The sequence below is a fragment of the Rhizobacter sp. P5_A1 genome, from assembly GCF_056400745.1.
In genome coordinates, this window is sequence record NZ_JBFUKR010000004.1 from 196,551 (window position 1) to 222,677 (window position 26,127).

Here is a 26,127-nt window from a genome sequence, read left to right on the forward strand (position 1 = left end):
CAAGGCTTACAGGTTCGCGTTCGCACCGAATCTCGTACAGTGCGTCGCGGTGGGACGTTCGCGATCAGGCGTTCCAACGCGAGAGCTCTGATTGGAGGGTCGATGGGTTCGGCATACCGAGGGCGATTCTCCAGTGCAGCCGCAACCCTCGCGTTGCTGACGACGGCGGCCGCCGCGGCCGAGTCATCCGCCAACAGGCTGACCGACCTGAGTCTCGAAGAACTCAGCAACATCCTGATCACCTCGGCGTCGAAACGCGCCGAGCGCTTGTCTGACGCACCTGCGTCGGTCTTCGTGATCACCGGCGACGAGATCCGCCGTTCGGGTGCGACCAGCCTGCCGGAGGCGCTGCGCCTCGCGCCCAATCTGCAGGTGGCCCGCGCCAGTGCCAATGGTTGGGCGATCAGCGCGCGCGGCTTCAACGGCGCCTCGGCCACCAAGCTGCTCGTACTGGTCGACGGCCGCTCGGTCTACAGCCCGCTGTACTCCGGCGTGTTCTGGGATGTGCAGGACCTGATGCTCGAAGACGTCGAACGCATCGAGGTCATCAGCGGACCGGGCGGCACGCTGTGGGGCGTGAATGCCGTCAACGGCGTCGTCAACGTGATCACGCGATCTTCAAATCAGACGCAAGGCAGCGTGCTGTCGGCCGGCGCCGGCACCCAGGAAGCACAGTTGGCCGCGCGTCATGGTGGCTCCCTGGGAGCCGACGGCTCGTACCGTGTCTACGCCAAGCAGACTCATCGCTCGCGTACCGAAACCGCCGACGGCGTCGCGGTGGACGATGCGTCCCGCACGACGCAGCTGGGGTTTCGCGCCGACTGGGGCCAGGCGGCCGACAGGATCACCGTTCAAGGCGACGCCTACACCGGCAAGCGCGAGCAGCCTTTGCCGGGCGTGATCACCATCAACCGGATCGACCTCACGCCCGGAACGATCTCGGTGTCGGGCGCCAATCTGGTCGCGCGCTGGGAGCGTCGCCTCGCCGACAACGCGAGCCTCAGCGGGCAGGTCAGCTACGACCGGGTCGAACGCACCGTTCCGCCGACCTTCGCCGACAAGGTCGACATCGTCGACGTGCAGCTGCAGCATGCCTGGCGACCGAGACCCGCCCACGCGCTGGTCTGGGGCGCGCAGTACCGCTACGCGCTCGACCACGCGGTGAGCACGAGCCCGTACCTCGCGCTCCTGCCGGCCCGGGTCAACCAGGCCTGGGCGAGCCTGTTCGCGCAGGACGAGATCACGCTGGCTCCCGACTGGTGGCTGACCCTCGGGGCACGCGCCGAGCGCAACGGCTATACGGGCACCGAATTCCTGCCCAGCGCGCGCCTGGCCTGGAAGCCGGCGACGAATCATCTGCTGTGGGCTGCCGCGTCGCGCACGGTGCGTGCACCGGCGCGCTACGACCGCGACGTCTTTGTTCCCGCACGAGCGCCGTTCCTGCTGGTGGGCGGCCCGGACTTCCAATCCGAAGTCGCGAAGGTCTACGAGCTGGGCTATCGCGGACAGCCGACGCCTGACGCGTCGATCTCGGTCACCGCGTTCCATGCCGACTATGACCGCCTGCACACACAGGAGATCTCGGCGAGCCGCACATTCGTGTTCTTCGGCAACGGCATGCAAGGCAGGATGCGGGGCCTCGAGATGTGGGGCAGCTACCAGGCCCTGCCGAGCTGGCGCCTGCGCGCCGGGTTCACGCGCCTGTTGCAGAAGCTGGAGCTCAAGCCCGGCAGCAACGACGCGGTCGCCGTCGCGGGCGTCGAGGGCGCCAATCCGTCGCGCCAGTGGATGCTGCGCTCGTCGTTCGATCTGCCACTGCAGATGGAATTCGACGTCACCGCACGCTACGTTTCCGAGTTGCCGCTGCCGAACGTGCCCAGCTACCTGGCGATGGACATGCGCTGGGGCTGGCGGGCACGGCCCGATGTCGAGCTCTCCATCACCGGGCAGAACCTGCTCGGCCCGCCGCACGGCGAGTTCACCGCCGCGGCGACCCGCACGGCCTTCTCGCGTGGCGTCTTCGCCGAGTTGCTGGTTCGCTTTTGAGCGGAAGTCGGCGAGGCGCCTTCGCATCGGGCAAAGCACCAACGGCGCGACCCGTACAACGGGTCAGAATGAACCGCGCAACCTGGTGGTTCGACATGGCATGTGTTACCGACCCGCAGCCCGGCGAGGACGGACCCGCATTGGATGGGCAACTGTCCGTGCTCGAGGCAGGCGTCTACCGATCGTTGATCGGTATCGCGGAGGCGTGCCGTGGCATCGCGGCGCGTGCCGATGAACTGGGGCTGACGCCGCAGCGCATCCGGGCCCACCTGCTGGCCAGCGATGTGCGCAGCCGCCTCGGGGAACCCGCAGACGCCAAGGCAGAGCAGTTGGCTCTGCAGGCCGCCGCAGCGCCATGGCCGATGCTTGCCCGCCGCGCCGCGATGTACCTGGCGTCCTCCTGCGATCGCCTGGGGCATCGGGTGGAGGCCATCCGGTGGGCGCAGGCGTCGATCTCTCCCGACGAGCTGACCCAGTCGCCGGCGTGGCATGCCGAAGCGTTGATGGTCGCGGCCCTGTTTTCGGTGAGTCGCGACCGCGCCGAGTACGCACTCGTGGACCATGCGATGGCCGCGGTGCGTGCCGCTTGCGGCCCGATCCTCGAGGCCACGACCGCCGCGAATTTTGCGGAAGTGGCGGCCGAATGCGGCGAACTCGTCTACGCCACCCACTACGCCGACGCCGCCGAGGCCGTCATGCGCCGGCATCCTGAAGCGGCGTCGGCGCTGAGCTGGGAATCGGTTGGCCGCGCCCACCTGGCCGCCTCCGAATTGGCCGCCGCCGAGCACGCCATGAAGGAGTCGCTGCGGCTGGAAGAACAACTGGGCTGCTGCGACGTCAACGGCGATCCATGGCTCAGCTTTGCCGAGGTGTTGCTGGCGCGGGGCGATCCGTCGGGCGCGATGGCGATGCTCGAACATCCCCGGCGCACGGCGCGCGGCGCGACCTCGTCATGGACCAGCACCCGCGAGCTGCACGCGCGAGCACGCGTGCTCGCGGCACTGCAACGCTGGGAAGAAGCGTATGGCCACATGGTTCGATACGCCGCGGCCTACGAGCGCTCCCGCTCGATCGAAGGCGATCGCGCCGTGGCCGAGTCCAGTGCCGCCATGGCGTTCGGGGAGGAGCGCAGGCGGGCGCGGCATTTCGAGCGGCTGGCGCTGACCGACCCGCTGACGGGCTTGCCGAACCGTCGGCACGCAGAGCGCTGGTTGGCCGAACATGCCGAAGATCAGGGCTCCGACGCCGCGGCACTGCGCAGCCGCGAGCTGTGCGTGGCCATTGCCGACCTCGACCACTTCAAGCGCGTCAACGACACCCACTCGCACGACGCCGGTGATCTCGTGCTGCAGCGTTTCGGCACGTTCCTGCAAGACTTCTTCGATGCGTCGGCACGCGGGGCCGCCTCGACGTTCGTGGCCCGGTTGGGCGGAGAGGAGTTCCTTCTCGCCTGGACCGGGCTCTCGATCGAGGATGGACTCGAGCGCAGCAACCAGCTGCGCGAGCGTCTTCGCGAAACCTCGTTCGCGGACATCGTCGGGAGCATGCCGGTCACCGTGAGCATCGGCGTGGCCTGCGGGCGGCCGCCGGTCGACGCGGGCGCGTTGCTGCGGGCCGCCGACCGCTGCCTCTACGCAGCCAAGCATGCCGGCCGCGATCAGGCGATCGGCGCCACCGCCAGCTGATCGCGGGGTACGGGTCGAGGTTCAAGGTTCGCTCGCGGACGCCGATATGGCAGGGGCCGCCATCCCCCTGTTCGAACCGCGATGTCCCTCCCGCCGAGCACCGAATCCGAGGTCCGTCGCGAACTGTTGCGCCTGTCGATGCGCAACTCCGCGCGCAGCGTGCCGGCGTTGCTGATCGCGGCCGGATTCATCGCCGTGCTGGGCCAGCAGATCGGCCGCCCGTTCGCGGCGCTGGCGGTCGTGGCGCTCGGACTGGGCGTCTCGGGCTTTCGCATCGCGATGACGCGCCGTCTGGCACACGCCGCGCCGATCGACGAAGCCGGGTTCGACCGGCACAAGCGCGCCGTCGAATGTGGCGCCGCGTTCGGCGGTCTGATGTGGTCCGTCGCGTCGCTCGGCATCTACCGACATCTCGACGGCGCGATGGCCACCGCCTACATGGTGATGCTGTGCGGTTCGGTGGCGATGAGCGCACAGTTCCTGTCGCTGGCGGGCCGATCGTTCGAGTGGCTGTCGGTGCCGCAGATCGGATCGCTCGCGCTGGCCACGCTGCTCGTCGCCGCGCCGCACTCGATACCGCTGGCGGCGCTGATGCTGGTGTTCGCGCTGACGATGTCGCGCTATGCGCGCGAGTTCCGCGAGACGACGGCCCAGGCCATTCGCCGCGGCCTCGAGGCGGATGCGGCCAATGCCTTGCTGCACCGGGCCAAGGAGGCGGCCGAGGACGCGAACCGCGCCAAGTCGGCCTTCCTCGCGACGATGAGCCATGAGATCCGCACGCCGATGAACGGCGTGGTCGGCATGATCGAAGTTCTCGCGCACGACGACAGCGCCGAAGGCAAGGCGGATGCGGTGCACACCATGCGCGAATCGGCGGCGGCACTGCTCGGCATCATCGACGACATCCTCGACTTCTCGAAGATCGAGGCCGGCCGCATGGAACTCGAGCGCGTGCCGGTCAACGTCGTCGAGATCGTCGAAGGCGTGTGCGAGGCGCTCGGGCCGATGGCCGCGGGCCATGGCGTCGACATCGGCGTGTTCGTCGCGCCGCAGGCCCCCGAGCGGGTGTGGTCGGACCCGACACGCCTGCGCCAGGTCCTCAACAACCTCGTCGGCAACGCGATCAAGTTCTCCGCCGACGATCCGCAACGGCGCGGTCGCGTCGCGGTGCGCGTCGAGCTCGCACCGGATGCGCCGCTGCGGCTGACGCTGCGCGTGACGGACAACGGGATCGGCATGGCCCCCGAGACGCTGGCCAACCTGTTCGCGCCGTTCACGCAGGCCGAGCAATCGACGCAGCGGCGCTTCGGCGGCACCGGCCTCGGCCTCGCGATCTGCAAGCGCATCGTCGAACTGATGGGCGGCACGATCGAGGCAAGCAGCACGCTCGGGGCCGGTTCGCGGTTCAGCGTCAGCCTGCCGTTCGAAGCCGCCGAGAACACGCCGGGCGGCATGCTCGCCCCGCTGCACGGCGTGGACTGCATCGTCGTCGCCGGCCCGGAGCTCGACGCCGCCGATCTGTGCACCTATCTCGAGCACGCCGGTGCACGCGTGCAGCGTGCGCCCGATGCGCGCAGCGCGATGCGCGTCGCCGAGCGGATGGCGACACCCGTGGTGATCGAAGACGCCGGTTGCGTGGCGTCCGGCGATCCGGCCGCGCCGCAGCCCGCTGCATCCCATGTGCGCCGCTTGCTGCTCACGCGCGGCCGGCGCCGCAGCGCGCGCGTCGACGCCGATGGCACGCTCGCGCTGGACTGCGTGCCGCTTCGACGCGCCGCGCTGCTGCAGGCGGTCGCGCAGGCGGCGGGACGACTGCCGTTCGAGCGCCCGGTCGAACCCGTGTCACGCCGGGCCGACTCGCGCGCGACGGGTGCGGCGCACGGCGGCGACCGCCATCGCAGGATCCTGGTCGCCGAAGACGACCGCATCAGCCAGAAGGTGATCCTGCGCCAGCTCCAGCTGCTCGGCCACGACGCCGAAGTCGCCGGCGACGGCGAACAGGCCCTGCGCCTGTGGCGCGACGGACGCTTTGCCCTGGTGCTCACCGACCTGCACATGCCCAAGATGGACGGCTACGCGCTGAGCGCGGCGATCCGACGCGCCGAGCAAGACGCCGGCCAGCGCCGCACGCCCATCGTCGCGCTGACCGCCAACGCGCTGGCCGGCGAAGCGGCCAACGTGCTCGCGGCGGGGATGGATGCCTACCTGACCAAGCCGGCGGCCTTGGCCGAGCTCAGGGACACACTCGATCGCTGCCTTCCCGCCGCCGCGCCGGGACCGTGCGCACTGGACCTCGGCGTGCTGCAGGCCCTGGTCGGCGACGACCCCGGCCTGACGCGCGACTTCCTGACCGACTATCGAGCTTGCGCGCGCGAGGAGGCCGCCGCGTTGCGGGCGGCTGCCGCGGACGGCGATCGGAAGGGCTTGATGGCGATCGCGCATCGGCTCAAGTCGTCGTCGCGCTCGGTCGGGGCGCTCGCGCTGGGCGATGTGTGCGCGAGCCTGGAAGCGCTCGACGATGCGCACGCCGTCGCCGCGTCCGCGCCGGGCCTGATCCGATTCGACGAAGCACTCGCGGCGGTCGAGGCCGATATCGAGGCCCGATTGAAAAAACCCTGATCACGACTCTGCGCGTCGGCGTCGGGAGAATGACCCGCACGATGCATGACCGAGCCAGCCTACCGAATCCACGCAAGGCGCTCGAGACGTGACCGACGACAACCCGCCGATCCTGATCGCCACGGACCGCGCTGTTGACGCGGAAAGGATTTCGCGCGCATTGAGCGACGAGTTCGCCAGGGTGCATGTGTCCGCCGACCCGAAGCGTTGCGTGCAGGATCTGACGCTGGTGAAGCCGGCGGTCCTCGTGCTCGCGTTCAACACGCTCGAGAAGGCCCAGCGCTGGTTCCAGACCCTGCGCCAGCCGGGTCCGATGGTCCAGGCCCTGCCCCACCGCGTGCTGCTGCTGTGCAGCCAGGACGACCTGCGCGAAGCCTACGAGCTGTGCAAGAAGGGCCACTTCGACGACTTCGTGCTGTTCTGGCCGCGCAGCGACGAAATGCGGCCGTTGCGCATGGCGGTTCGGCGCGCGCTGCGCCAGGCGATGGATGAGCGCGACGGCGCCCCCGGCGCCGGCGAATTCGCGGCCCAGGCGCGACGCCTCGCCGCGCTCGAGCCGTTGCTGGAGGAGCACGTCGCCAAGCCGAACGGCAACGGGGCGGTGGAAGGCGAGCTCGCACCGTTGCTCGATGCGATGCGGGCGCTGCGTGTGCTCGCGAATCGGTGGCGACCGCTGGTGCTGGTGGTCGACGATGACCGCTTCCAGCACAAGGTGCTGGGCCAGCTTCTCGCCCCGGCCGAGGCCGAGCTGGCCTTCGTCACCTCGGCGACCGAGGCCATCGCCGGACTGCACAAGCGCCGGCCCGATCTGATCCTGATGGACGTGAGCTTGCCCGATGTCGACGGCGTCGAGGCGACGCGCCTGCTCAAGTCAGCGGCTCAATTCGCCGCGATCCCGGTGATCATGATCACCGGCGTCGGCGGCAAGGCCATCGTGGTCGACAGCCTGAAAGCGGGCGCGACCGACTTCGTCGTCAAGCCATTCGACAAGCACATCCTGCTCGGCAAGGTGCGCAAGGTGCTCTACGGGCGCGCGATGCCCTGAGGCGCCCGGCGGCGGCGCCGCGCGAGCGCCATCGCCAGCAGCCCGCCCGCCATCAGCGCCCAGGTCTGCGGCTCGGGCACCGCAGCCAGCACCGGCGGGGCTGGCGTCGAGCCGAGGTCCGGCGGCCGCAGCGAACCGGGCTCGTCCGGCGGCGCCTGTCCGTGCAGCCCGGCGAGGCCGTTGCCGGGCTCGCCGATCGGCGCAGGCGGCGCAGGCGGCGCACCACCGAAGCCCTGCGGCTGCACGAAGCTGGGCGCGGCGTCGAACGTCAACGGCCCGGGCGCCGCATCGGCCAGCGGACCCGCCGGCACCGCGCCGGGCGGCACGGTCGGATCGTCGATTTCTTCGGCCGCCTCGGCGTGCGCCGGGCTGGCCGCGGCGCGCGAGATGCGGCTGACATTGCGGCAGACGGTCGGCACCAGGATGCAGTGCCGGCCTTCGCAATAGACCAGCCCGCGCTCCTGCATGCGTGGGCTCCATCCGGTGCGGGTCACGCTGCGACACACGCTGTTCGTGCCGAAATGCATGTCCCTGATCGTGCTGCCGTATTCGGCGCGACCGGCGATGCTGTCGCGTCCGATGCTGACGATGTCGTCGTACTCGCGCTTCGCCATGCGCGCCTGAAGGCGCGCGCGCACGTCATCCGGGATGTCGCGGTAGCGATCGACCGCGGCCACGACGTCGCCCATGAACGGGTTGTGCCCAGGGCGATCCCAGCTGCATGCCTCGACCAGCACGGTCGGCTCCACCGCTCGCTGCGCTGGCTTCGCGACGACCGGGCCGGTCAGCACACATGCCATGCAGACCGACAGACTCAGGCGAACGACTTGCACGAGTGTGAAACGGGCGTGATTCATATGTGTCCAACTGTTAACTGTACGGCCTCGCGCCGCCATCCCGCCGGTGCGGGGAGGTCTGTTGCGCAAATCACGCATCCGTGAATTTGTACGCACTCGACGCGGCGGTCGCATTTCAGAAGCCGCCGCTCCGGCCGATGGGAGGATGTGGACACCCTTCTCCCGACCATCACGATCCGCGCGCGCGCGCGCCGCGGCGCTCGGATGGCTTGCCTGTTCGGTGCCCTGCAGCTCGCGGCGTTGGCGGCTGCTGCGGACACGCAGTCCGCGGACGCGGCACGCTGCGGCGCGGCGCCGACCGCCGAGGAGGTTCTGCACCGGCTCAACGAGGCCAGGCTGCGGGGCGTGGCATGCCAGCGCGCGGGTGCGCCAACGCGCGCCGAACCGCTGCAATGGAACGAGCGTCTGGCCGCCGCGGCCGCGGCGCAGTCACACGACATGGCGCAGCTCGATCACATGAGCCACCGCGACAGCCATGACCGCGCGCTGCCCGAGCGGCTGGCGCAGACGGGCTATCGCTTCAGCGCCGCGGCGGAGAACGTCGCGGTTGGCTACCCGTCGCTCGACGCGGTCATCGACGCCTGGCTGCACAGCGAGTCGCACTGCGACAACCTGATGAACGCCAAGGTCCGCGAGCTCGGGCTGGCCTGCGTCGACGCCGCAGGTGCGCGCGGCGCCGACAGCGTCGCCGAGGGCCGCTACTGGACGCTCATCCTCGGCTCGCAGCGACGGCGCTAGCCGGGCGCACCGGTCTCGGCAGCGCTGCTTCCATCGCCGACCTCAGCATGCCGGTGGTCGGTGAGTCTTGCCTCACCGTACCCCACCGAAGCGATGGTGAGCCTGCCGCCGGAACTCGCTCGGCGTCACGCCCTTGACCTCCAGAAAGCGCCGGTTGAAGTTGGCCACGTTGTTGAATCCGACGTCGTAGCAGATGTGGGAGACCAGGCGATCGGACTCCATCAGCAGCTGGCCGGCACGGTTGACGCGGATGCGGTTGACGAAGTCGGGGAAGGTATTGCCGGTGGCGCGCCGGAAGAAGCGTGAGAAGCGGCTCTCGGTCATGCCCAGCTCGGCGCCGAGTTCCGCGGCGGACAGCGGCTGCGCGTAGTCGCGCATGATGCGGTTGACCAGCATGTCGAGCTGGTCACTGTCGGTGTCGTCGGTCTCGCCGCGCATCTGGACGCTGGACAGCAACCGGTAGTCGGTGCAACGCGCCAGCTCGCCGAGAAAGGCGCAGAACGCCGCGAAGCGCTCGACGCCCCTGCCGCGCTTGATCGCAAGCCAGTGGGCCAGCGCACGCTCGGAGAATTCGAAGAACTCGATCCCATGACGCGCGCGATCGAGCAGCGGCAGCAGCTCGGCCAGCTCGGGCAGATGCTGCGCCGCTTGCACGAGAGGCTCGTGCCGGAAATGGATCACGAGGTCGCGTTCGGCGACACCTCCGTCCGGCACATCGAACGACACCCAGTTGTGCGGAAGTCGCGGGCCGACCAACACCAGGTGACCCGGCTGAAACGGCCCGATCCAGTCGCCGACGAAGGTCTTGCCGGAAGTCGCGGTGATCAGGTGCAGCTCGTAGTCGTCGTGCACATGCCAGCGCGCCAGAGGCGTCGGGAAGCCGTGCGCAAGACAGCGCACGGTGCCGGTTTCCGGCGGCTCGAAACCCAACGCCGGCGAGCGGGTGAAGTCGCGCTCCAGATCGGGCAGACGCTGGCGCGGCAGCTTGACTTCGCGGGCTGACATGGCGCGCTCGCCTCCTTCGGGACCTCGTGCTGCAGCAGTCTACGTCCGGGGCTAAAGGTCGAAATTCGTGGGCATCATGACCACGTCGCGAATCGTCATGCCGCGTTGCCGTGTCAGCATGAACATGACCACGTCGGCGACCTCGCTGGCCTCGAGCAGACTGCCCGATTCCCTGGCCTCTTTCAGCTTCTGCTCAGGCCAGTCCGCGAGCAGCGCGCTGATGACCGGGCCGGGCGAGATCGAGCCGACGCGGATTCCGTGTTTGAAGACCTGACGCCGCACCGTCTGGACAAAACAGTTGATCGCCCATTTGGACGACGCGTAGACCGGCTCCCAGGGTGTCGGGAAGTGGGCGGCCAGCGAACTGGTCACGATGATGTCGCCCGAGCGCCTGCCAATCATGTGGGGCAGCACGTCGTGGACGTTCTTCATCACGACGTTGACGTTGAGATTCAGCATCCGGTCGATCGCCGCGGTGTCGGCGTCGACCAGGTCGCCGCCGACGTAGCTGCCTGCATTGGCATGCAGGATGTCGATCTGCCCGGCCGTCTCGAGCACGCGCGGCGCCAGCGTCGCGCAGGCCTTCGGGTCGAGCAGGTCGATGACCAGCGGGATGGCTGCGTCGCCGAGCTTGCTGCAGAGTGCGGTCAGCGCGGCCTCGTCGCGGTCGACCAGCACGACCCGCGCGCCGGCCGTCAGCATCGCCTCGGTGCTGGCCAGCCCGATGCCCGAGGCCGCCCCGGTCACGACGGCGACCTTGCCTTTCAGTTCCGTTGCCATGCTCTGTGTCCTGTTCGCTGGGCGGCAGCTTACTTGTAGTAGCCGCCCTTGCGCATCTCGCGGTCGGCCGCGACCTGCGACGCCTTCAGTGCCGCGTCCACCGTCGCTTTCCCCGACAGCGCCGCGCTCATCTGCTGGCCCACCGCGATGCCGATCGCCTGGAACTCCGGGATGGCGGCGAACTGCACGCCGACATAGGGACTCTTCGGCAATGTGCTGTCGTTCGGATTCGCGCTGTCGATCGCCTTCTTCTCGGCGTCCGCGAATTTCGCCGCCTTCAGGAATTCCGGGTTCGCGTAGGTCGACTTGCGCGTGCCGGTGGGCACCGCGGCCCAGCCCTTCTCCTTGGCAACGAGGTTGATGTATTCCTTCGACGTGGCCCAGGCGATGAACTTCTGCGCCGCATCGGCGTTCCTGGTGCCGGCGGGGATCGCCAGCGCCCAGGCCCACAGCCAGTTCGCGCCCTTGGTCGTGACGCTGTACGGCCCCTGCGCAAACGCGACCTTGTCGGCCACCTTGCTCTGCTTGGGATCGGTGATGAACGAGGCGGCGATCGTCGCGTCGATCCACATGCCGCACTTGCCTTCGTTGTAGAGCGCCAGGATCTCGTTGAAGCTGTTCGACGCCGAGCCCGGCGGGCCGTACTTCTTCAGCAGGTCGACGTAGAACGTGACGGCGTCCTTCCAGGGCTTGCTCTCGAGTTGCGGCTTCCAGTTCATGTCGAACCACTGCGCGCCGAAGCTGTTGGCCATCGTCGACAGGAAGGCCATGTTGTCGCCCCAGCCCGGCTTGCCACGCAGGCAGATGCCGTACACGCCGTTCTTCGGGTCGTGGATCTTGCCGGCGGCATCGCGCACCTGATCCCAGGTCGGGCGCTCGGCGAACGTGACGCCGGCCTTGTCGGTCAGGTCCTTGCGGTACATCAGCATCGAGCTTTCGCCATAGAACGGCGCGGCATAGAGCTTGCCGTCGACCGACAGGCCGTTGCGCATCGCGGGCAGCAGGTCGTCGACGTCATAGGCCGCGTCGGGCTTGATCTCGTTGAGCCAGCCCTTCTTGCCCCAGATCGGGGTTTCGTACATGCCGATGGTCATCACGTCGAACTGCCCGCCTTTGGTGGCGATGTCGGTCGTGACGCGCTGGCGCAGCACGGCTTCTTCGAGCGTGACCCACTTCAGCCGGATGTCGGGATAGGCCTTCTCGAAGTGCGGCGTGAGCTTCTGCATCTCGATCATGTGCCCGTTGTTCACGGTTGCAATGACCAGGTCGGTCGCGGCGCAGGCACCCGCGGCCACGGCCAGTGACAGGCTCACGGCCAGCTTGAACTTCAGGTTCATTCGATGTCTCCTCGGGAGTGTTTTTGACTCGGCGTCAGCGTCATCGCGACGACAACGCAACGATAGGTCTCAGGCCCGGTGGGACACGTACGCGATCGGCAGCTGCCGATACGAAATTGCAATGGGAGATCCGCGGTTTCCCTTCGTGGCGATGCAATCGGTGAATTGCGCGCCGGTCCAGGCCGCGCGGTCGTGCGGCGCTCGCGGTCAGTACAACTCCGGCACGACGATGTCCTGCGGGACGGGATGCCGGATGTAGTCTTCGTGGCGGACACGCTCCGGCAGCACGATCGGCTCATGCTCGGTGGCCTCGTAAGGCATCTGGCCCAGCAGGTGGGCGATGCAGTTGAGTCGCGCCCTCTTCTTGTCGTCGGCCTGCACCACCCACCACGGCGCCTCGGCGATGTGCGTGCGTTCCAGCATGACTTCCTTGGCCTTGGTGTAGTCCTCCCAGCGCCGCCGCGATTCGAGGTCCATCGGGCTGAGCTTCCACTGCTTCAGCGGGTCGTGGATGCGGCCCAGGAACCGCAGGTGCTGCTCTTCGTCGCTGATCGAGAACCAGTACTTGATGACCTGGATGCCCGAGCGTGCGAGCATCTTCTCGAACTCGGGCACGGTTCGAAAGAACTCCTCATACTGGTCGTCGTCGCAGAAACCCATCACGCGCTCGACGCCTGCGCGGTTGTACCAGCTGCGGTCGAACAGGACCATCTCGCCGGCCGCGGGCAAATGCGCGACATAGCGCTGGAAGTACCACTGCGTGCGCTCCCGGTCGTTGGGTGCGGGCAGCGCCGCCACGCGGCACACGCGGGGATTGAGCCGCTGCGTGATGCGCTTGATCACGCCGCCCTTGCCGGCGGCGTCACGCCCTTCGAACAGGATCACGACCTTGTGGCGCGATGCGACGACCCAGTCCTGCAACTTGACCAGTTCCCCCTGCAGACGGAACAGTTCCCGAAAGTAGCGCCGGCGTGCGTCCTTGTCCTCCTGGTCTCGATCCTGGGGCAGGCCGCCGGCGTCGAGATCCGCATGGCGATCGTCGAGCTCGAGTTCGAGTTCCTCGTCGAAGCTGTCGGCAATGTCGGCGTGGATTCTGCGGATCATCTGCTGATCGGTCTGCGTCACGTGGTGCTCCTGCCGGCAAATGTGCGAGCGAGCGAGCCTAGCCACGCCCTGTGGCACCTTCGTGACATCGCGCCATCGAGGCCGACGCAGGCGACGCGCGGCTAGTGTGCTGTCCCGCAGATATCTGACATATGGATTCGATCAGATGGTGATGATCGCGCGGCCGCCAGCGCGGGCCCATACCGAGTGGTATGAGCCCGCGCTGGCGGGCGTGCGAGGGCGCCATCTGATCGAACCCCTGCGGGGCGGGCCGAAACGGGGCGATCCGGGCGTTGCCCGGCCAGGATACCGACCGGTATCTCCCTGGCCGTGCGCCTACGGCTCATCCCCGTTGCGGCCCGTCCATATGTCAGATATCTGCGGGACAGCACACTAGATCCGGCGCGGGTCACAACGCTGTCACGCCGCGCCGCCATCGTTCGCGCATCTTGTGACGAAAGGATCTTCGATGAACCTCAGAAGGCACGCACTGCGATCTCTGGCCCTGTTCGCCGTCGCGGCGCTCGCATCGTTCGGCGCGATCGCCGACGACGACGCCGACGAACGCGGCGGCAGGCACGACGTGTACGAGATCGGGCTGTGGGGCGACCTGCCCTACTCCGACATCCAGGCGCTGGTCGGCGTTCCGAACCTGATCGCGGACATGAACCGCCAGACTCTCGCCTTCACGATCCACGATGGCGACCTGAAGGCCGGGTCGGGTACGCCGGGATCGGTCACGCCCACCACCTGCAGCGATGCGATGTATGTGCAGGCGCTCGGCTTCTTCAACGCCTTGAAAGCGCCGGCGATGCTGACCCCCGGCGACAACGACTGGACCGACTGCGACCGCCCGTCGAACGGTGGCTATTCGTCGCGCGAACGCCTCGACCATGAGCGCAAGGTGTTCTTCGGTACGCCGTTCTCGCTCGGACAACGGCAGCTGCGCCAGGAGGTCCAGTCGGCCGCACTGTGCGTCGGCGTCAACGGCGCCACGCCGTGCGTCGAGAATCGCCGCTGGACCTATGGCGGCGTGACCTACGTGACGCTGAATGTCCAGGGGTCGTGCAACAACCTCTGCGACACGGCACCCGATCCGACCGAATGGGCGGCGCGCAACCAGGCCAACATCGCGTGGCTGCGCGAGTCGTTCAGGTTCGCGGCGGCGCGGCGCTCGGCCGCGGTGATGATCGTGTCTCAAGCCAACCCCGGATGGGATGCAACCGACGCGACGCGCGCACCGCTGCGCGACGCCAGGACGCTGGCACAGACCGATGGCCAGCCCGACGGGTTCCAGGACTACCTCGTCGCACTGCGCGACGAGGTCATCGCGTTCCGCAGGCCGGTCGCGTACGTGCATGGCGACTCGCACTATCACCGCCTGGACAAGCCGCTGCTCGATGCGCAGGGTCGCCGGCTGGAGAACTTCACGCGCGTCGAGACCTTCGGCGACAACCAGGCCAATGGCACCAACGACGTGAACTGGCTGAAGGTCAGCGTCGACTCCCGCAGCCGCGAGGTCTTCTCGTTCCAGGCGCAGATCGTGCCGGCGAATCGCATCGCGGTGCCGGCCCCGCAGTGATCGGGTGAGACCCGTGACATCGTCGATGCCGCTTGCGGGCGGCGTGCGCTGCGCCATCGCGCGCGGGCCGTCTATGATCGAGCGCACCCGGTTGCGTGATCGGGTGCCAATCCACCAACGAGCGTCCCGAGCCGCGGACGATCTGCCCGCCTCATGCCTGTCAGTCGCTGGCGATACCGTTTTTCGACCGCTGTGGCCTCGATGTCGACGGCCCTGGCGCACGCCCCCGAGAACGCGGCCCATGGGTTGATCGCACTGGCGCCGCTGGGCCTGGCCTTCGGCCCCACCGGCATGGCCTTGGCATTGCTCGGCACCGTGGTCGCCAACATCGTCGCGTCGGTCGGCGGCGCGGGGCGTCTGGTGTCCGGGCAGCGGGCCTCACTCTCGCTGCTCACCGCCGCGTTCGTGGCGGCACTCTCCGCCAGGCTCGCCTCGCATGGTGCGCCGGCGATCGGGCCCATCCTCTTCCTGCTTGCCATCGGTGTCGCCTGCGCCGGCGCGCTTCAGGTCGCATTCGGCCTGTTGAAGCTCGGCACGCTGGTCAAGTTCACGCCGCACCCGGTGCGGGTCGGGGTGACGAGCGGCGTCGGGCTGCTGCTGATCATCAATGCCGTGCCGTTGATCGCGGGTCACAACTTCGGCAGCGGCTGGGGCCCGGAGGCCGAATTGCCGAAGTTCGGCGCGGCGCTGGTCGGGGTGTTCGCACTGTCGGTCACCTGGGCGACGACGCGTTGGCGCGGCGGCCCTCCACCGGTTCTGGTCGGCCTTGCCGCCGCCGCCCTGCTGCACGCGCTGCTCTCCCGCGTGCTGCCCAGCGGCAGTCTCGGCACATTGATCGGCGTGCCGATGCTCCCCGAGAACTGGCTGCCGCCGTTCGTCTCGGCGCTGCCGGACAGGGCCGACTTCCTGAACCGCTCGGTGCTGGCATTGGTTGGAACCTACGCGTTGACTGTCGCGGTGCTGTGCAGCCTGGATACGCTGCTCGCGGCGTCGATCGTCGACGGCCGGCTGCGACAAGGCCGCGACGCGAATCGCGAGCTTGTCGCGCAGGGCATCGCGACGATCGCTTCAGGGCTCGTTGGCGGGCAGGCGGCGTCGCCGTCGATTCCGCGCTCGCTGGCGCTGCTGACCCCGAAGAGTGGGTCGCGCCATGCCGTGCTCGTCTACGGACTCGAGCTGCTGCTCCTGCTGCTGTTCGCGCCACAGCTGCTCGGGCTGTTGCCGAGCAGCGCATTGGGTGGCGTGCTGCTGCTGCAAGGCGTCCAGATGGTCGCCCCCGCGTTCTGGCGCGCCCCGCTCGAGCTGTGGCGGCTTGGCAGGCGACGGGTGTCGCGCAGCAGCGCTGACGACGCCGGGCGACGGCGTGTGCTCGGCGCCAACTGGGCGGTGGAACTCGTCGTCTCGCTCAGTGCCGTCGCGTTCGGGCTCGGGCCCGCCGTGCTGATCGGGGCCACCTTCGCGATCCTGCTCTTCGTGCGCGCGAACATGCGCGATGTCGTGCGGCGCGAATGGTCCGGCGAAACGCGCCGCTCGCTGAAGACACGCCCTTCGAACGTGGCCGAGGCACTCAAACGCGAGGGGCGCCGCATTGCGGTGCTCGAACTCGAGGGTTCGCTGTTCTTCGGCACCGCCGACGGTTTGCGCGCACGGCTGGAAGCGCTCGAAGCGTCGGTCGACACAGCGATCCTCGACTTGCATCAGGTCATGGAAATCGACGTGACGGCCGCGCGCATCCTGTTCGAGACCGCGCAGTACTGGGCGCGCGCGGGCAGGCAGTTGGTCTTTGCCGAGTGGGGCGCGGACGATGCGCGTCGGCGCGTCATCGAAGCCATGGGCACGCCCTCCGAGCGCTCGGCGCTGCGCTTCGTCGACAACACCGATCTGGCCCTCGAACACGCCGAGGACCGCCTGCTCGATCGACTGGCGCGGCAAGGCCATTCGACTCGGACGCTGACCCTGGCAGAGACGATGATCGGCCGCGGCCTGGACAGCGATGAACTCGCGCTGCTGTCGGCCCAGTTGCGCACACTGCACTTCGGCCGCGGGGCGATCCTGTTCACGATCGGCGACCCGGGCAACGGGCTGTACATCAGCCTCGAAGGCGACATCGGTCTTCGAATTCCGGGCGGCACGCGCCGACTGGCGTCCTTCGCACCCGGGGTGATCATCGGCGAGATGGCGATGCTCGCTCACGGCACGCGCTCTGCCGAGGCGGTGGCCGAGTCGGACGTCACCGCGTTGCAGCTTCCGGTCGAAGCGTTCGACCGCCTGATGAGCGAGCACCCGGCGCTTGCCGCCAAGCTCCTGAAGAACATGTCGCTGCATCTGGCCGATCGCGTGCGCGTCCTGACGAGCGACCTCGCAGCCTGGGTATCGCGCGCAGCCGCCGGAGGCGCCGCCGCAACGCTGAGCTCGGCGCAGTCGCTGCGCGTGGAGTCCGAATCGACCGATTAGGGCCGCTGGCCGCTATTCCTTCTCCGGCATGGCAGAGGAGTGATGGCTCGTGATCAGCCACTGCTTCCCGTCCCACTTGTAGGTGTACGTATAACGAGCCTTCACCTTGGCACCGGTCTTCGCGAAGGTGAACGTGTACAGGCCCGCGTCCACCGCTGTCGTGCAACCGATCTCGATACTTCGGGAATCGACCCGGCCATACGGCTTGTTCTCGAGAAAGTGATGGAAGTAATCCTCTTTTTCTTCGGGGGTCAGCCTGGGCTTGTTCGACACCGTTGCAAGCAGTACCGACCGCACAGCGTAGTTGGCAACGACCTTGTGCGGGTCGCCCGACTGAAGTGAATCGTTCCAGCGATCGAACAGCGCTGCGACTTCCTGCTCGTTGGTGGCCTGACAGACTTCCGTGCGTTGCATGGCTTGACCGGACCCTTGGGGCGTCGATGCGCAGCCAGACAACCCGAGCATGGCGACCGTGGTCGCGAAAGCCAGACGATTGAGCATGATGAAGTCCCCTCTGGTGGTTGAAGAACCGCGCAGGAGCTGACGGAGTCGACCCCGCCGCGCGGTTCCGGTCGCATGATAGGACGATGCCGAACGGGTGCAGGCCTAACGAATGACATGAGCGGCCCCGCGGCGGCACGCCGCGCGCCGACCGACTGGCGCGTCATCGCAGCGTCACGCTGTCCTCATGTGCCTGTCACGGCGAGGCACGAACATCGCGCGGGCCAAGCTGCGAAGAGAACCGATGTGTGACCTGTCCCTGCCGACCTTGCCGATCGCCGAGCGCCTGAATTCAGCCGCGATGGGCACCCGATGGCAGGCCGCGTTGATCACGCACGCGCGCCGACCAGCGCGAGCGCGCCAGCGCGACAAGCTCGACCACACCCCACAGCAGCGCGCCCGCCAGGGCGGCCAGGCTGGGCACGGTTCTGCGTCGGCGGGGCTGATTCATGGCGGGATCCCTCGGTGTGGCGCAACGCGTCCGGACAACGGTAGCGCGGCACCGTGACACTTTCGTGTCGGGCTTCGACCCTGCCCGCTTCCGACCTCTCGCACCGCTGCGTGTGACCACCATCGACCCGCCCGAACTTCTCGAGCTGGACGCACTGGCCCGACTCGCCGGCCCGCGACTGGAACGGCGCTTGCTGTGCGAGGTGGCGCTGGGCGAGCGACGCCTTCCGGTGGAAGCGTTCGCGTTGGGGAGCGAACGCGCAGATGCGCCCGTCGTCGGCATCTTCGGTGGCGTTCACGGGCTCGAGCGCATCGGCGCCGAGGTGGCCATCGCGTACCTGCGCAGCCTCGTGATGCGCCTGAGATGGGACGAAACGCTGCACCGTCAACTCGAGACGATGCGCCTGATCTTCGTGCCGCTGGTCAACCCCGGTGGGCTCGTCCGCGGGACGCGCGCCAATCCGAACGGCGTCGACCTGATGCGCAACGCGCCGATCGATGCCGGCGATCGCGTGCCGTACCTGATCGGCGGCCAGCGCATCAGCGCGTCGCTGCCCTGGTACCGAGGCGCGCTGGGCGCGGCGATGGAGATCGAGAGCGACGCCGTGTGCCGTGTGGTTCGGGATGAACTGCTGCGCCGGCCGTTCAGCGTCGCGGTCGACTGCCACTCGGGCTTCGGTCTGCACGATCGCGTCTGGTTTCCGTTCGCGCACACCGCCCGCCCGATCGAGCACCTGCCGGAAATTCATGCCCTGTGCGAGACGATGGACGAGACGCTGCTGCATCACCGCTACGTGGTCGAACCGCAAAGTCGCCAGTACCTTGCCCATGGCGACCTGTGGGATCACCTCTATCTTGGCGCGCCGCCGGGTCATGTCTTCCTGCCATTGACGCTGGAGATGGGCTCGTGGCTATGGGTCAGGAAGAATCCGCGCCAGCTGTTCTCGCGGCACGGGCTCTTCAACCCGATGATCGAACACCGTCAGCAACGCGTCCTGCGCCGGCACATCGGCTGGCTCGATTTCATCGCGCGCGCGGCCTGCAGCCACGCGCGCTGGCTTCCCGGCGGCGCAGGACGCGAACAGCATCGCGCGCTCGCGCTGGCCCGTTGGTACGGCGCGCGCGGGCCATGACGACCTGGGTCCTGATGCGCGGCCTGACGCGCGAGGGCGGCCATTGGGGCGCGTTTGCGAGCCGGCTGCAACACCGGCACCCCGAGGCGCGCATCGTGGCACTCGATCTGCCCGGAAACGGCTCGTTCAACGACCTGCCCAGCCCGACCCGCATCGAGGCCATCACGCCATGGTGTCGCGCTCAACTGCGCTCGCAAGGGCTCGAGCCGCCGTACCGACTGCTGGCGATGTCGATGGGCGCGATGGTCGCGGTCGACTGGGCCGCACGCGCGCCCCGGGAGATCGACGGGTGCGTGCTCATCAACACCAGCCTGCGCCCCTTCAGCCCGTGGTATCGGCGCCTGCGGCCCGCCAACTACGCCGCACTGCTCGCGCTCGCGCTGCTGCCCCGGTTCGCGAGGAGTCGTGAACGGACGATCGCGCGGCTGACCAGCCGCAACCCGGCCGCCGCCGCCAGCGTGCTCGACCACTGGGTTCGTCTGCGCCAGGCGCGACCGGTCTCGGCGGCGAATGCGCTGCGCCAGCTGGTGGCCGCGGCGCGCTACCGCGCAGACCTTGCGCCGCCCTCGGTCCCGCTTCTGGTGTTGACCAGCCGCCATGACCGGTTGGTGGACTCGCGCTGCTCGCAGGAACTGGCGCGACGCTGGCGCGCCGACATCGCGATTCACCCGAGCGCGGGACACGACCTGACGCTGGACGACGCGGCGTGGGCCGCCGAGCAGATCGACCGGTGGTTGCTCACACGCCTTCGGTGGCCCTGAAGAACGCGAGCGTGCAGACGTCGTGTCGTCGCATGCCGTCGGGCAGTGCGCGTGGGTCAATGCGACAGGTCGATCAGCCCTTCGCCGCGAAGCCGCTCCAGCGCATCCGCTTCGAGGCCCATCGCACGCGCGAAGCTCTCCAGCTCGATCACGTTCCGGTGCCCATCGATGCTCGAAAGGAGCGCGCGCTTGATGCGATCGTCGTTGCCGTCACGCGCTTCCAGCCATTGAAGCCCCATCGGCGTCTTCGTCGGGGTGGGCAGTGCATCCATCGGGAACTCCTCGCTCGGAGTCAGCAGACTGCGAGCCCTGTGTGACAGGATCATGAAAGCGCCCAATGCCTCGCCGGCTCGCGTGGACGGACGCATGCCTCATGCGACGCGAAGGTCGACCGATCGTTGGCGTGGCGCTCACCATTGAGTCACCACGAAGTTGTCGCGACCCACTCGCTTGGCTTGGTACAGCGCCTTGTCTGCCCTTGCGACCACCTCGGCCGGAGATGCACTGTCGCCGACGAAGACCACCACGCCGATGCTCGCCGTGATCGGCGGCAGCGCCAGATCCTCGAACACGAATGGCGGCTTCAGCTCGAGCCCGATCTTGCGCGCCACGATCTCCGCGTCCTTCGCGGATTTCAGGCCTTCCAGGATGATGACGAATTCATCTCCGGCCAGCCGTGCCACGGTGTCGGTGATCCGCACGCAACGCTGCAGACGGTGGGCGAATTCCTTGAGTACGGCATCTCCAGTTGCGTGGCCGTGTTGGTCGTTGATGTGCTTGAAGTGGTCGACATCCAGCATCATCAAGGCAACGAACTGATCCTGTCGTTGGCTGCGCGCAAGCGCTTGCAAGAACTTTTCCTCGAAGCGGCGGCGGTTTGGCAAGCCGGTCAGCGAATCGACGTGGGCCAATTGATCGAGTTGCAGCTCCACCCGTTTCGACTCGGTCACGTCGGTGCTCAAGGCGTAGATGCCGGCGACGACGCCATCGGCCTGCACGTCCGGGATGTACACGGTACGGAGGAATCGATCCACGCCCAGTGCAAGAGATTCCGCTTCAAAGCTGACACGTTCCCCCGCCAGGGCACGCTGCAGTTGTTCGCGACGCTGCTCGTACTGAGCGGGCCCGATGACCTCGGCGAGTGGTCGGCCGACCACTGCCGAAGGGTCGATGCCCAGCCACTCCCTCCAGATTCCGTTGCAGAACCGCAGCAGCAGATCCTTGTCGAGGTATGAGATCAGCAGCGGCAGGTTGTCGGTGATGTCACGCAGGCGCCTGCTGCTGGCAGCCTGTTTGGCCGCGGCCTCTTTTCGCGCCGAGATGTCATGCAGAAAGGCGTGGGCTGTGAACCCCTCGGGCGTTCGGAGCGCGCCGATCGACAGCTCGATCGGGATCTCGTACCCATCTCGATGCAGCGCCATCACTTCGGCTCGGTCGTTGACGCCTGGGCCGGTGCCGTTGCGGACGAACTCCCGGAGCGCCTCGCCGAATCGGTCGCGCATGCCCGGCGGAACGATGAAGTCGGCCAGGGAGCGGCCGAGAACATGCTCGCGCTTCCATCCGAACGTGGCCTCCGCCTGGCGATTCCACTCGGTAATGACGCCCCGATGTTCGATGCCGATGAAGGCGTCGGATGCGTGGGCCAGGATGCTGCGAGTCCGCTCCTCGCTGCGCTCCAGGCGGGCGGAACTGGCTTGCATGCGCGCGTGGACGATAGAGGTGAACAAGGTCAGTGACAGCATGGTCACCGTGGCCAGCACGACCAACGTGCCCAGCGTCGAGCCGGACAGCGCGTCGGCGCTCAGGCACACGGAACCCTCGGGAAAGTTCGCGGCGGCCATGCCGGTGTAGTGCATGCCGCTGATGGCCAACCCCATCACCGACGCGGCCACGGCCTGGTAGACGAGGCCGCGCCATTTGCCGACTTCTCGCAGCCAGTAAAAGATCAGCAATGCCGCCGCCGATGCACCCACGGCGATACCGGCCGAGGCAGCGACCAGCCCCGCGTCCCACACGATGCCTGGCTCCATGTCCATCGCCGCCATGCCGGTGTAGTGCATGCTGCAGATGCCGACGCCCATCGCGAGCGATCCGCCGGCGAGGCGCGGCACGGTGAGCGAGCCGCGGCTCGCCACCCACAACGCGACCATCGACACGGCCACGGCCGCCACCCAGGACGCGAAGGTGAGCAGCCTCGTGTATCCCAGCGCGATCGGGAGCGAGAACGAGAGCATGCCGACGAAGTGCATGGCCCAGATGCCGGTGCCCATCGCGATCGAGCCTGCGACCCACCAGCTCAGCGCCACGCTTCGGTCTGCCGTGCGCACTCGCTTGGCAAGATCGAGCGCGACGTAGGAGGCCAAGCTTGCGACCAGAACGGACGCCGCCACCACCCATGGGTCATAGCGAGGGGCGAGGTAGGACATGGGCGGCGGCAGTCCCCTGAGACACCGGTCGTGCGACTCGGCTGAATCGTATCGACCCCGATCGAGCCGAATCATCTGGAAAACCCGGGCTCGACACGCATCCGCTCGCCGACGGGAGGCGCTCGTGCACGCTCGGGGGACTAGAGTGCTGTCCATGATCGCTGCCAAATCCCCCGCGAACTGGTCGAGCCCTTCGGGACTGCGCGTCGAGTGCCATGAAAACGGCACCCTGGGCTGTGTGGCGTTCGGCGACATCGTCGTGAATCTGTTCGCCGGCAGCGCGCTCGAAGCGGGGCCGGCCAACCTGGTGCTGCGTCGCCATCACGCGGCGAACGCGGCCGTCGCGAGCACGCCGCTGCTCGGGCCGCGCAGCCCGACGTGCTGGCGCATCGATCCCGGCGCGGGCCGGCTCGAAGGTGCCGGCGAGTGGCAAGGGCTGCGCTATCGCGTCGCGCTGCGGCTCGCGGCGGCCGCGCCGGCGTGGTTCTGGCATCTGCGCGTCGAGAACGCCGGGGCCGAGGCGGTCCGCTTCGACGTGCTGATGCTGCAGGATCTCGCGCTTGCGCCCTATGCGGCCGTGCGGTTGAACGAGTACTACGTCAGCCAGTACGTCGACCACACGCCGCTCGCGCATCCCGAACGCGGCACCGTGCTCGCAGCGCGGCAGAACCAGGCGGTGGGCACGCGCCATCCGTGGTGCGTCATCGGATCGCTGAACCGTTGCGTGGCCTATGCGACCGACGCGCTGCAAGTGCATGGGCTGGCAGGCCGCGCGGGCCTGCCCGCACCCGGGCTGGTGCATGGCCTGCCTGCGGCACGGCTCCAGCACGAGCACGCAATGGCGGCGCTGCAGGATGCGATCTGCGGGCTGGCGCCGGGCGAGTCGATTGATCTGGGCTGGTTCGGCCGCCTGCAGGCCGATCATCCGGAGGCGACGTCGACCCGGGATCTGTCCTTCGTCGACCAGACGCTCGCCTTGCCCGAGGCCCAGCCGCCGGCGTGGCCGGCCGATCGGCCCACGGTGGCGCCTGCATCGAACCTCTTTGCGACGGCCCCATCGCTGCCCGCGCTCGACCTCGACCCGGGTCGGGACGAGTGCGCGCTCGATGCGCTGTTCGCCACCGAGCGGCGCCATGTCGAGCGCGCCGCGGACGGGCGCGTGCTCAGCTTCTTCCACGGCGAGAACCGCCACGTCGCATTGCGCGCCAAGGAGCTGGCGGTGTTGCGCCCGCACGGCCAGGTGCTGCGCACCGGCACGCTGCCCGTGCCCGACGAGAGCGCGCTCACGTCGACCGCGTGGATGGGCGGCGTGTTCCATTCGATGCTGACGCAGGGCCACGTCAGCATCAACCGCTGCCTGTCGACCCTGCGCAGCTACCTCGGGCTGTTCCGTGCCCAGGGCCTGCGCGTCTTCGTCGAGCTGAACGGCCGCTGGCATCTGCTCGACCAGCCCTCGGCCTTCGAGATGGCTCCCGACGCGTGCCGGTGGATCTATCGCCATGCGGGCGGCTGCATCGAAGTGCGCAGCACGGCGCGCAGCGCGCCGCATGCGTTCGGCCTGGATGTCGAGGTCATCGAAGGGCCTGCGATGCGCTGTCTCGTCTGCCTGCATGTTGCACTGAACGGCGACGACGGCCGCACGCCCGGACGGGTGCACAGCCGGCGCGACGGCGCGGCGGTGCTGCTGGCCCCCGCGCCGCAAAGCGAACTGGGGCGGCGCTTTCCGCAGGGCCACTGGCGCATCGAGCCGTCGGGGGCGACAGCCATCGAGCAGGTCGGTGGCGACGAAACCCTGTTCAGCGACGGCGTGACGCGCGAACTTCCGTATCTGACGCTGACCACCGCGCCGGCACGGTCTGCGCGCTTCGCGCTGCTCGGCCGATTCGTCATCGACGGGCCCGACGTGCCCGCGGCCGACGCGATCGCAGCCGCCCCGGAACGTCTGGCCGCCGCACTGCACGTCAGTGCGCCCGCCGGCAGCCCGCTCGCAGCCCGCATCGCCGCCCTGGCGGAGCTGCTGCCATGGCTGCGTCAGAACGCACTCGTGCACTACCTCGCGCCGCGTGGCCTGGAGCAGTTCTCCGGCGGCGGCTGGGGCACGCGCGACGTCTGCCAGGGCCCGGTCGAGCTGCTGCTGGCGCATGGCCAGACCGCGCCGATGCGCGAGCTGCTGCTGCGCGTGATGAAAGCACAGGCGACCGACGGCGACTGGCCGCAGTGGTTCATGTTCTTCGCGCGCGACGCCGCCATCCGCGCCGGCGATTCGCACGGCGACATCGTCTTCTGGCCGCTGCTCGCGCTGGCGCAGTACCTGATCGCGAGCGGCGATGCCTCGATCCTCGACGAGCGCGTGCCGTTCTTTTCGCGACGCAGGTCGCACGCAGCATCGGGCCCGAGCGTCTGGCAGCACGTCTTGCGTGCCCTCGCGGTGATTCGCAAGCGCACGATCGCCGGCACGGCGCTGGTCGCCTACGGCCACGGCGACTGGAACGACGCGCTGCAGCCGGCCGACCCGTCGATGCGCGACAACATGTGCAGCGCCTGGACCGTGACGCTGCACCACCAGACCCTGACGACGCTGGCCCGCGCGCTGCGGCAAATCGGCCGCAAGCCGGCGGCGGCGCGGCTCGAACGCCAGGCGACCGCGGTCCGCCGCGACTTCGTGCGCCTGTTGCTGGTCGACGATGTGCTCGCCGGCTACGCGCTGTTCGGCGCGAACCGTGAGACCCGCGCAGCGGACGCCGATGCGCCGCTGCGCTATCTGCTGCACCCGCGCGACGAGACGACCGGCGTGCGCTACAGCCTGCTGGCGATGATCCACGCGATCCTCGAAGGCCTGTTCGACGCGCAGCAGATGCGGCATCACCTGCACCTCATCGACGCGCACCTGACCGGCCCCGATGGTGCGCGCCTGTTCGACCGGCCACTGCCGTACCACGGCGGGCCGCAAAGGTACTTTCAGCGGGCCGAGAGCGCCAGCTTCTTCGGCCGCGAGATCGGGCTCATGTACACGCACGCCCACCTGCGCTACGCGCAGGCGCTGGCGCACGTCGGCGAAGCCGAGCGCTTCTTCCACGCACTGTGCCAGGCCAATCCGATCGGCTTGCGGGAGATCGTGCCGATGGCGACCCTGCGGCCATCGAACTGCTACTACTCGAGCTCGGATGCCGCGTTTGCCGATCGCTACCAGGCCAGTGCCGAGTACGAGCGCGTGCGGCAGGGCACGATCAACCTCGATGGTGGCTGGCGTGTGTATTCGAGCGGTGCCGGCATCCTCTCGGGCCTCGTCGTGCGCCACCTGCTCGGCCTGCGCCTCGAGGCCGAGGCCTTGCTGATCGATCCGGTGCTGCCGGCCGCGCTCGACGGCATGCGCGTGAAGATCGTATTGCAGCCGCATGCGATCGAGATCGTCTATCGCGTGCGGGGTGCGGGTTGCGGCGTCACGGCGCTGCATTGCGGCGGCCAGCCGCTCGCCTTCACCGAGGAGCCGAACCCCTACCGTCGCGGCGCGGCGCGCGTGCCGCTGCGCGCCATCGACGCCGCGCTCGCCAATGCGCGCCCGCGCGAGCTCGTGGTGGACGTCGGAGAGACAGCGGCGTGACGG

19 protein-coding genes are annotated in these 26,127 nt (G+C 68.6%); 10 read left to right on the forward strand and 9 right to left on the reverse strand.

What is annotated here, in order from left to right; all coding sequences use genetic code 11:
* The first annotated feature begins 153 nt into the window (after positions 1–153).
* From AC1DTW_RS06065 to AC1DTW_RS06080, 4 genes are all read left to right on the forward strand, one after another.
* A complete protein-coding gene (locus tag AC1DTW_RS06065) occupies positions 154–2,046 on the forward strand; it encodes a TOL_0244 family TonB-dependent receptor (RefSeq protein WP_477980128.1) in 1,893 nt (630 codons plus the stop codon).
* 68 nt (positions 2,047–2,114) lie between these two features.
* Complete coding sequence (locus AC1DTW_RS06070) at positions 2,115–3,731, forward strand: GGDEF domain-containing protein (RefSeq protein WP_477980129.1); 1,617 nt, start codon at positions 2,115–2,117, stop codon at positions 3,729–3,731.
* 81 nt (positions 3,732–3,812) lie between these two features.
* Entirely contained in the window at positions 3,813–6,350 is a 2,538-nt protein-coding gene (locus AC1DTW_RS06075) for a hybrid sensor histidine kinase/response regulator (protein WP_477980130.1), read from the forward strand.
* A gap of 88 nt (positions 6,351–6,438) precedes the next feature.
* Complete coding sequence (locus AC1DTW_RS06080) at positions 6,439–7,395, forward strand: response regulator (RefSeq protein ID WP_477980131.1); 957 nt, start codon at positions 6,439–6,441, stop codon at positions 7,393–7,395.
* Here the strand turns inward: AC1DTW_RS06080 and AC1DTW_RS06085 are convergent.
* The gene (locus tag AC1DTW_RS06085; protein ID WP_477980132.1) at positions 7,374–8,228 is read right to left on the reverse strand and encodes an MHFG family PEP-CTERM protein; all 855 of its coding nucleotides are present in this window, start codon (positions 8,226–8,228) and stop codon (positions 7,374–7,376) included. The genes AC1DTW_RS06080 and AC1DTW_RS06085 overlap by 22 nt on opposite strands.
* A gap of 171 nt (positions 8,229–8,399) precedes the next feature.
* On the opposite strand from AC1DTW_RS06085, the gene AC1DTW_RS06090 reads away from it, so the two are divergent.
* Positions 8,400–8,990, forward strand: coding sequence for a CAP domain-containing protein (locus tag AC1DTW_RS06090; RefSeq protein WP_477980133.1), 591 nt, complete (start codon positions 8,400–8,402; stop codon positions 8,988–8,990).
* Positions 8,991–9,062: 72 nt separating this feature from the next.
* Here AC1DTW_RS06090 and AC1DTW_RS06095 read toward each other — a convergent pair whose 3' ends face one another.
* From AC1DTW_RS06095 to ppk2, 4 genes are all read right to left on the reverse strand, one after another.
* The gene (locus tag AC1DTW_RS06095) at positions 9,063–9,995 is read right to left on the reverse strand and encodes an AraC family transcriptional regulator (RefSeq protein WP_477980134.1); all 933 of its coding nucleotides are present in this window, start codon (positions 9,993–9,995) and stop codon (positions 9,063–9,065) included.
* 51 nt (positions 9,996–10,046) lie between these two features.
* A complete protein-coding gene (locus tag AC1DTW_RS06100; RefSeq protein ID WP_477980135.1) occupies positions 10,047–10,775 on the reverse strand; it encodes an SDR family oxidoreductase in 729 nt (242 codons plus the stop codon).
* Between the two features lie 29 nt (positions 10,776–10,804).
* Entirely contained in the window at positions 10,805–12,112 is a 1,308-nt protein-coding gene (locus AC1DTW_RS06105; protein ID WP_477980136.1) for an ABC transporter substrate-binding protein, read from the reverse strand.
* A 207-nt stretch (positions 12,113–12,319) separates the two neighbouring features.
* Positions 12,320–13,216: a polyphosphate kinase 2 gene (gene ppk2, locus AC1DTW_RS06110; RefSeq protein ID WP_477980247.1), complete on the reverse strand. Its 897-nt coding sequence runs from the start codon at positions 13,214–13,216 to the stop codon at positions 12,320–12,322.
* A gap of 469 nt (positions 13,217–13,685) precedes the next feature.
* Here ppk2 and AC1DTW_RS06115 point away from each other — a divergent pair, with 469 nt between their 5' ends.
* Positions 13,686–14,798, forward strand: coding sequence for a hypothetical protein (locus AC1DTW_RS06115; RefSeq protein WP_477980137.1), 1,113 nt, complete (start codon positions 13,686–13,688; stop codon positions 14,796–14,798).
* A 201-nt stretch (positions 14,799–14,999) separates the two neighbouring features.
* Positions 15,000–17,252, forward strand: a complete 2,253-nt coding sequence (locus AC1DTW_RS06120) for an SLC26A/SulP transporter family protein (RefSeq protein ID WP_477980138.1) — start codon at positions 15,000–15,002, stop codon at positions 17,250–17,252.
* A gap of 12 nt (positions 17,253–17,264) precedes the next feature.
* Here AC1DTW_RS06120 and AC1DTW_RS06125 read toward each other — a convergent pair whose 3' ends face one another.
* Both AC1DTW_RS06125 and AC1DTW_RS06130 read right to left on the reverse strand, forming a co-directional pair.
* Positions 17,265–17,717 (reverse strand): SgcJ/EcaC family oxidoreductase, encoded by a 453-nt coding sequence (locus AC1DTW_RS06125; RefSeq protein WP_477980248.1) that lies wholly within the window; start codon positions 17,715–17,717, stop codon positions 17,265–17,267.
* A 328-nt stretch (positions 17,718–18,045) separates the two neighbouring features.
* Positions 18,046–18,204 (reverse strand): hypothetical protein, encoded by a 159-nt coding sequence (locus tag AC1DTW_RS06130; protein ID WP_477980139.1) that lies wholly within the window; start codon positions 18,202–18,204, stop codon positions 18,046–18,048.
* Between AC1DTW_RS06130 and AC1DTW_RS06135 the strand changes: the two genes are divergently transcribed.
* Together AC1DTW_RS06135 and AC1DTW_RS06140 are read left to right on the forward strand one after the other, a co-directional pair.
* Positions 18,203–19,336, forward strand: coding sequence for a M14 family zinc carboxypeptidase (locus AC1DTW_RS06135; RefSeq protein ID WP_477980140.1), 1,134 nt, complete (start codon positions 18,203–18,205; stop codon positions 19,334–19,336). The two genes, AC1DTW_RS06130 and AC1DTW_RS06135, sit on opposite strands and share 2 nt — an antisense overlap.
* A gap of 14 nt (positions 19,337–19,350) precedes the next feature.
* A complete protein-coding gene (locus AC1DTW_RS06140; protein WP_477980141.1) occupies positions 19,351–20,097 on the forward strand; it encodes an alpha/beta fold hydrolase in 747 nt (248 codons plus the stop codon).
* A 56-nt stretch (positions 20,098–20,153) separates the two neighbouring features.
* Here the strand turns inward: AC1DTW_RS06140 and AC1DTW_RS06145 are convergent, their stop codons facing one another.
* Together AC1DTW_RS06145 and AC1DTW_RS06150 are read right to left on the reverse strand one after the other, a co-directional pair.
* Complete coding sequence (locus AC1DTW_RS06145) at positions 20,154–20,369, reverse strand: hypothetical protein (protein WP_477980142.1); 216 nt, start codon at positions 20,367–20,369, stop codon at positions 20,154–20,156.
* Positions 20,370–20,507: 138 nt separating this feature from the next.
* Positions 20,508–22,523, reverse strand: a complete 2,016-nt coding sequence (locus tag AC1DTW_RS06150; protein ID WP_477980143.1) for a sensor domain-containing diguanylate cyclase — start codon at positions 22,521–22,523, stop codon at positions 20,508–20,510.
* Positions 22,524–22,677: 154 nt separating this feature from the next.
* Here AC1DTW_RS06150 and AC1DTW_RS06155 point away from each other — a divergent pair, with 154 nt between their 5' ends.
* Positions 22,678–26,124 carry a GH36-type glycosyl hydrolase domain-containing protein gene (locus AC1DTW_RS06155; protein ID WP_477980144.1) on the forward strand — a complete coding sequence of 1,149 codons (3,447 nt, stop codon included), beginning with the start codon at positions 22,678–22,680 and terminating at the stop codon, positions 26,122–26,124.
* The last annotated feature ends 3 nt before the right edge of the window (positions 26,125–26,127 follow it).

Excerpts from the sequence above, each read along its gene's own strand:
- AC1DTW_RS06075 (WP_477980130.1), top strand. The coding sequence starts at position 3,813 with ATGTCCCTCCCGCCGAGCACCGAATCCGAGGTCCGTCGCGAACTGTTG.
- AC1DTW_RS06130 (WP_477980139.1), bottom strand. The coding sequence starts at position 18,204 with ATGAATCAGCCCCGCCGACGCAGAACCGTGCCCAGCCTGGCCGCCCTG.
- AC1DTW_RS06105 (WP_477980136.1), bottom strand. The coding sequence starts at position 12,112 with ATGAACCTGAAGTTCAAGCTGGCCGTGAGCCTGTCACTGGCCGTGGCC.
- AC1DTW_RS06145 (WP_477980142.1), bottom strand. The coding sequence starts at position 20,369 with ATGGATGCACTGCCCACCCCGACGAAGACGCCGATGGGGCTTCAATGG.
- AC1DTW_RS06095 (WP_477980134.1), bottom strand. The coding sequence starts at position 9,995 with ATGTCAGCCCGCGAAGTCAAGCTGCCGCGCCAGCGTCTGCCCGATCTG.
- AC1DTW_RS06120 (WP_477980138.1), top strand. The coding sequence starts at position 15,000 with ATGTCGACGGCCCTGGCGCACGCCCCCGAGAACGCGGCCCATGGGTTG.
- AC1DTW_RS06140 (WP_477980141.1), top strand. The coding sequence starts at position 19,351 with ATGCGCGGCCTGACGCGCGAGGGCGGCCATTGGGGCGCGTTTGCGAGC.
- AC1DTW_RS06115 (WP_477980137.1), top strand. The coding sequence starts at position 13,686 with ATGAACCTCAGAAGGCACGCACTGCGATCTCTGGCCCTGTTCGCCGTC.
- AC1DTW_RS06070 (WP_477980129.1), top strand. The coding sequence starts at position 2,115 with ATGAACCGCGCAACCTGGTGGTTCGACATGGCATGTGTTACCGACCCG.
- AC1DTW_RS06155 (WP_477980144.1), top strand. The coding sequence starts at position 22,678 with ATGATCGCTGCCAAATCCCCCGCGAACTGGTCGAGCCCTTCGGGACTG.
- AC1DTW_RS06100 (WP_477980135.1), bottom strand. The coding sequence starts at position 10,775 with ATGGCAACGGAACTGAAAGGCAAGGTCGCCGTCGTGACCGGGGCGGCC.
- AC1DTW_RS06125 (WP_477980248.1), bottom strand. The coding sequence starts at position 17,717 with ATGCTCGGGTTGTCTGGCTGCGCATCGACGCCCCAAGGGTCCGGTCAA.
- AC1DTW_RS06135 (WP_477980140.1), top strand. The coding sequence starts at position 18,203 with ATGGCGGGATCCCTCGGTGTGGCGCAACGCGTCCGGACAACGGTAGCG.
- ppk2 (WP_477980247.1), bottom strand. The coding sequence starts at position 13,216 with ATGATCCGCAGAATCCACGCCGACATTGCCGACAGCTTCGACGAGGAA.
- AC1DTW_RS06150 (WP_477980143.1), bottom strand. The coding sequence starts at position 22,523 with ATGTCCTACCTCGCCCCTCGCTATGACCCATGGGTGGTGGCGGCGTCC.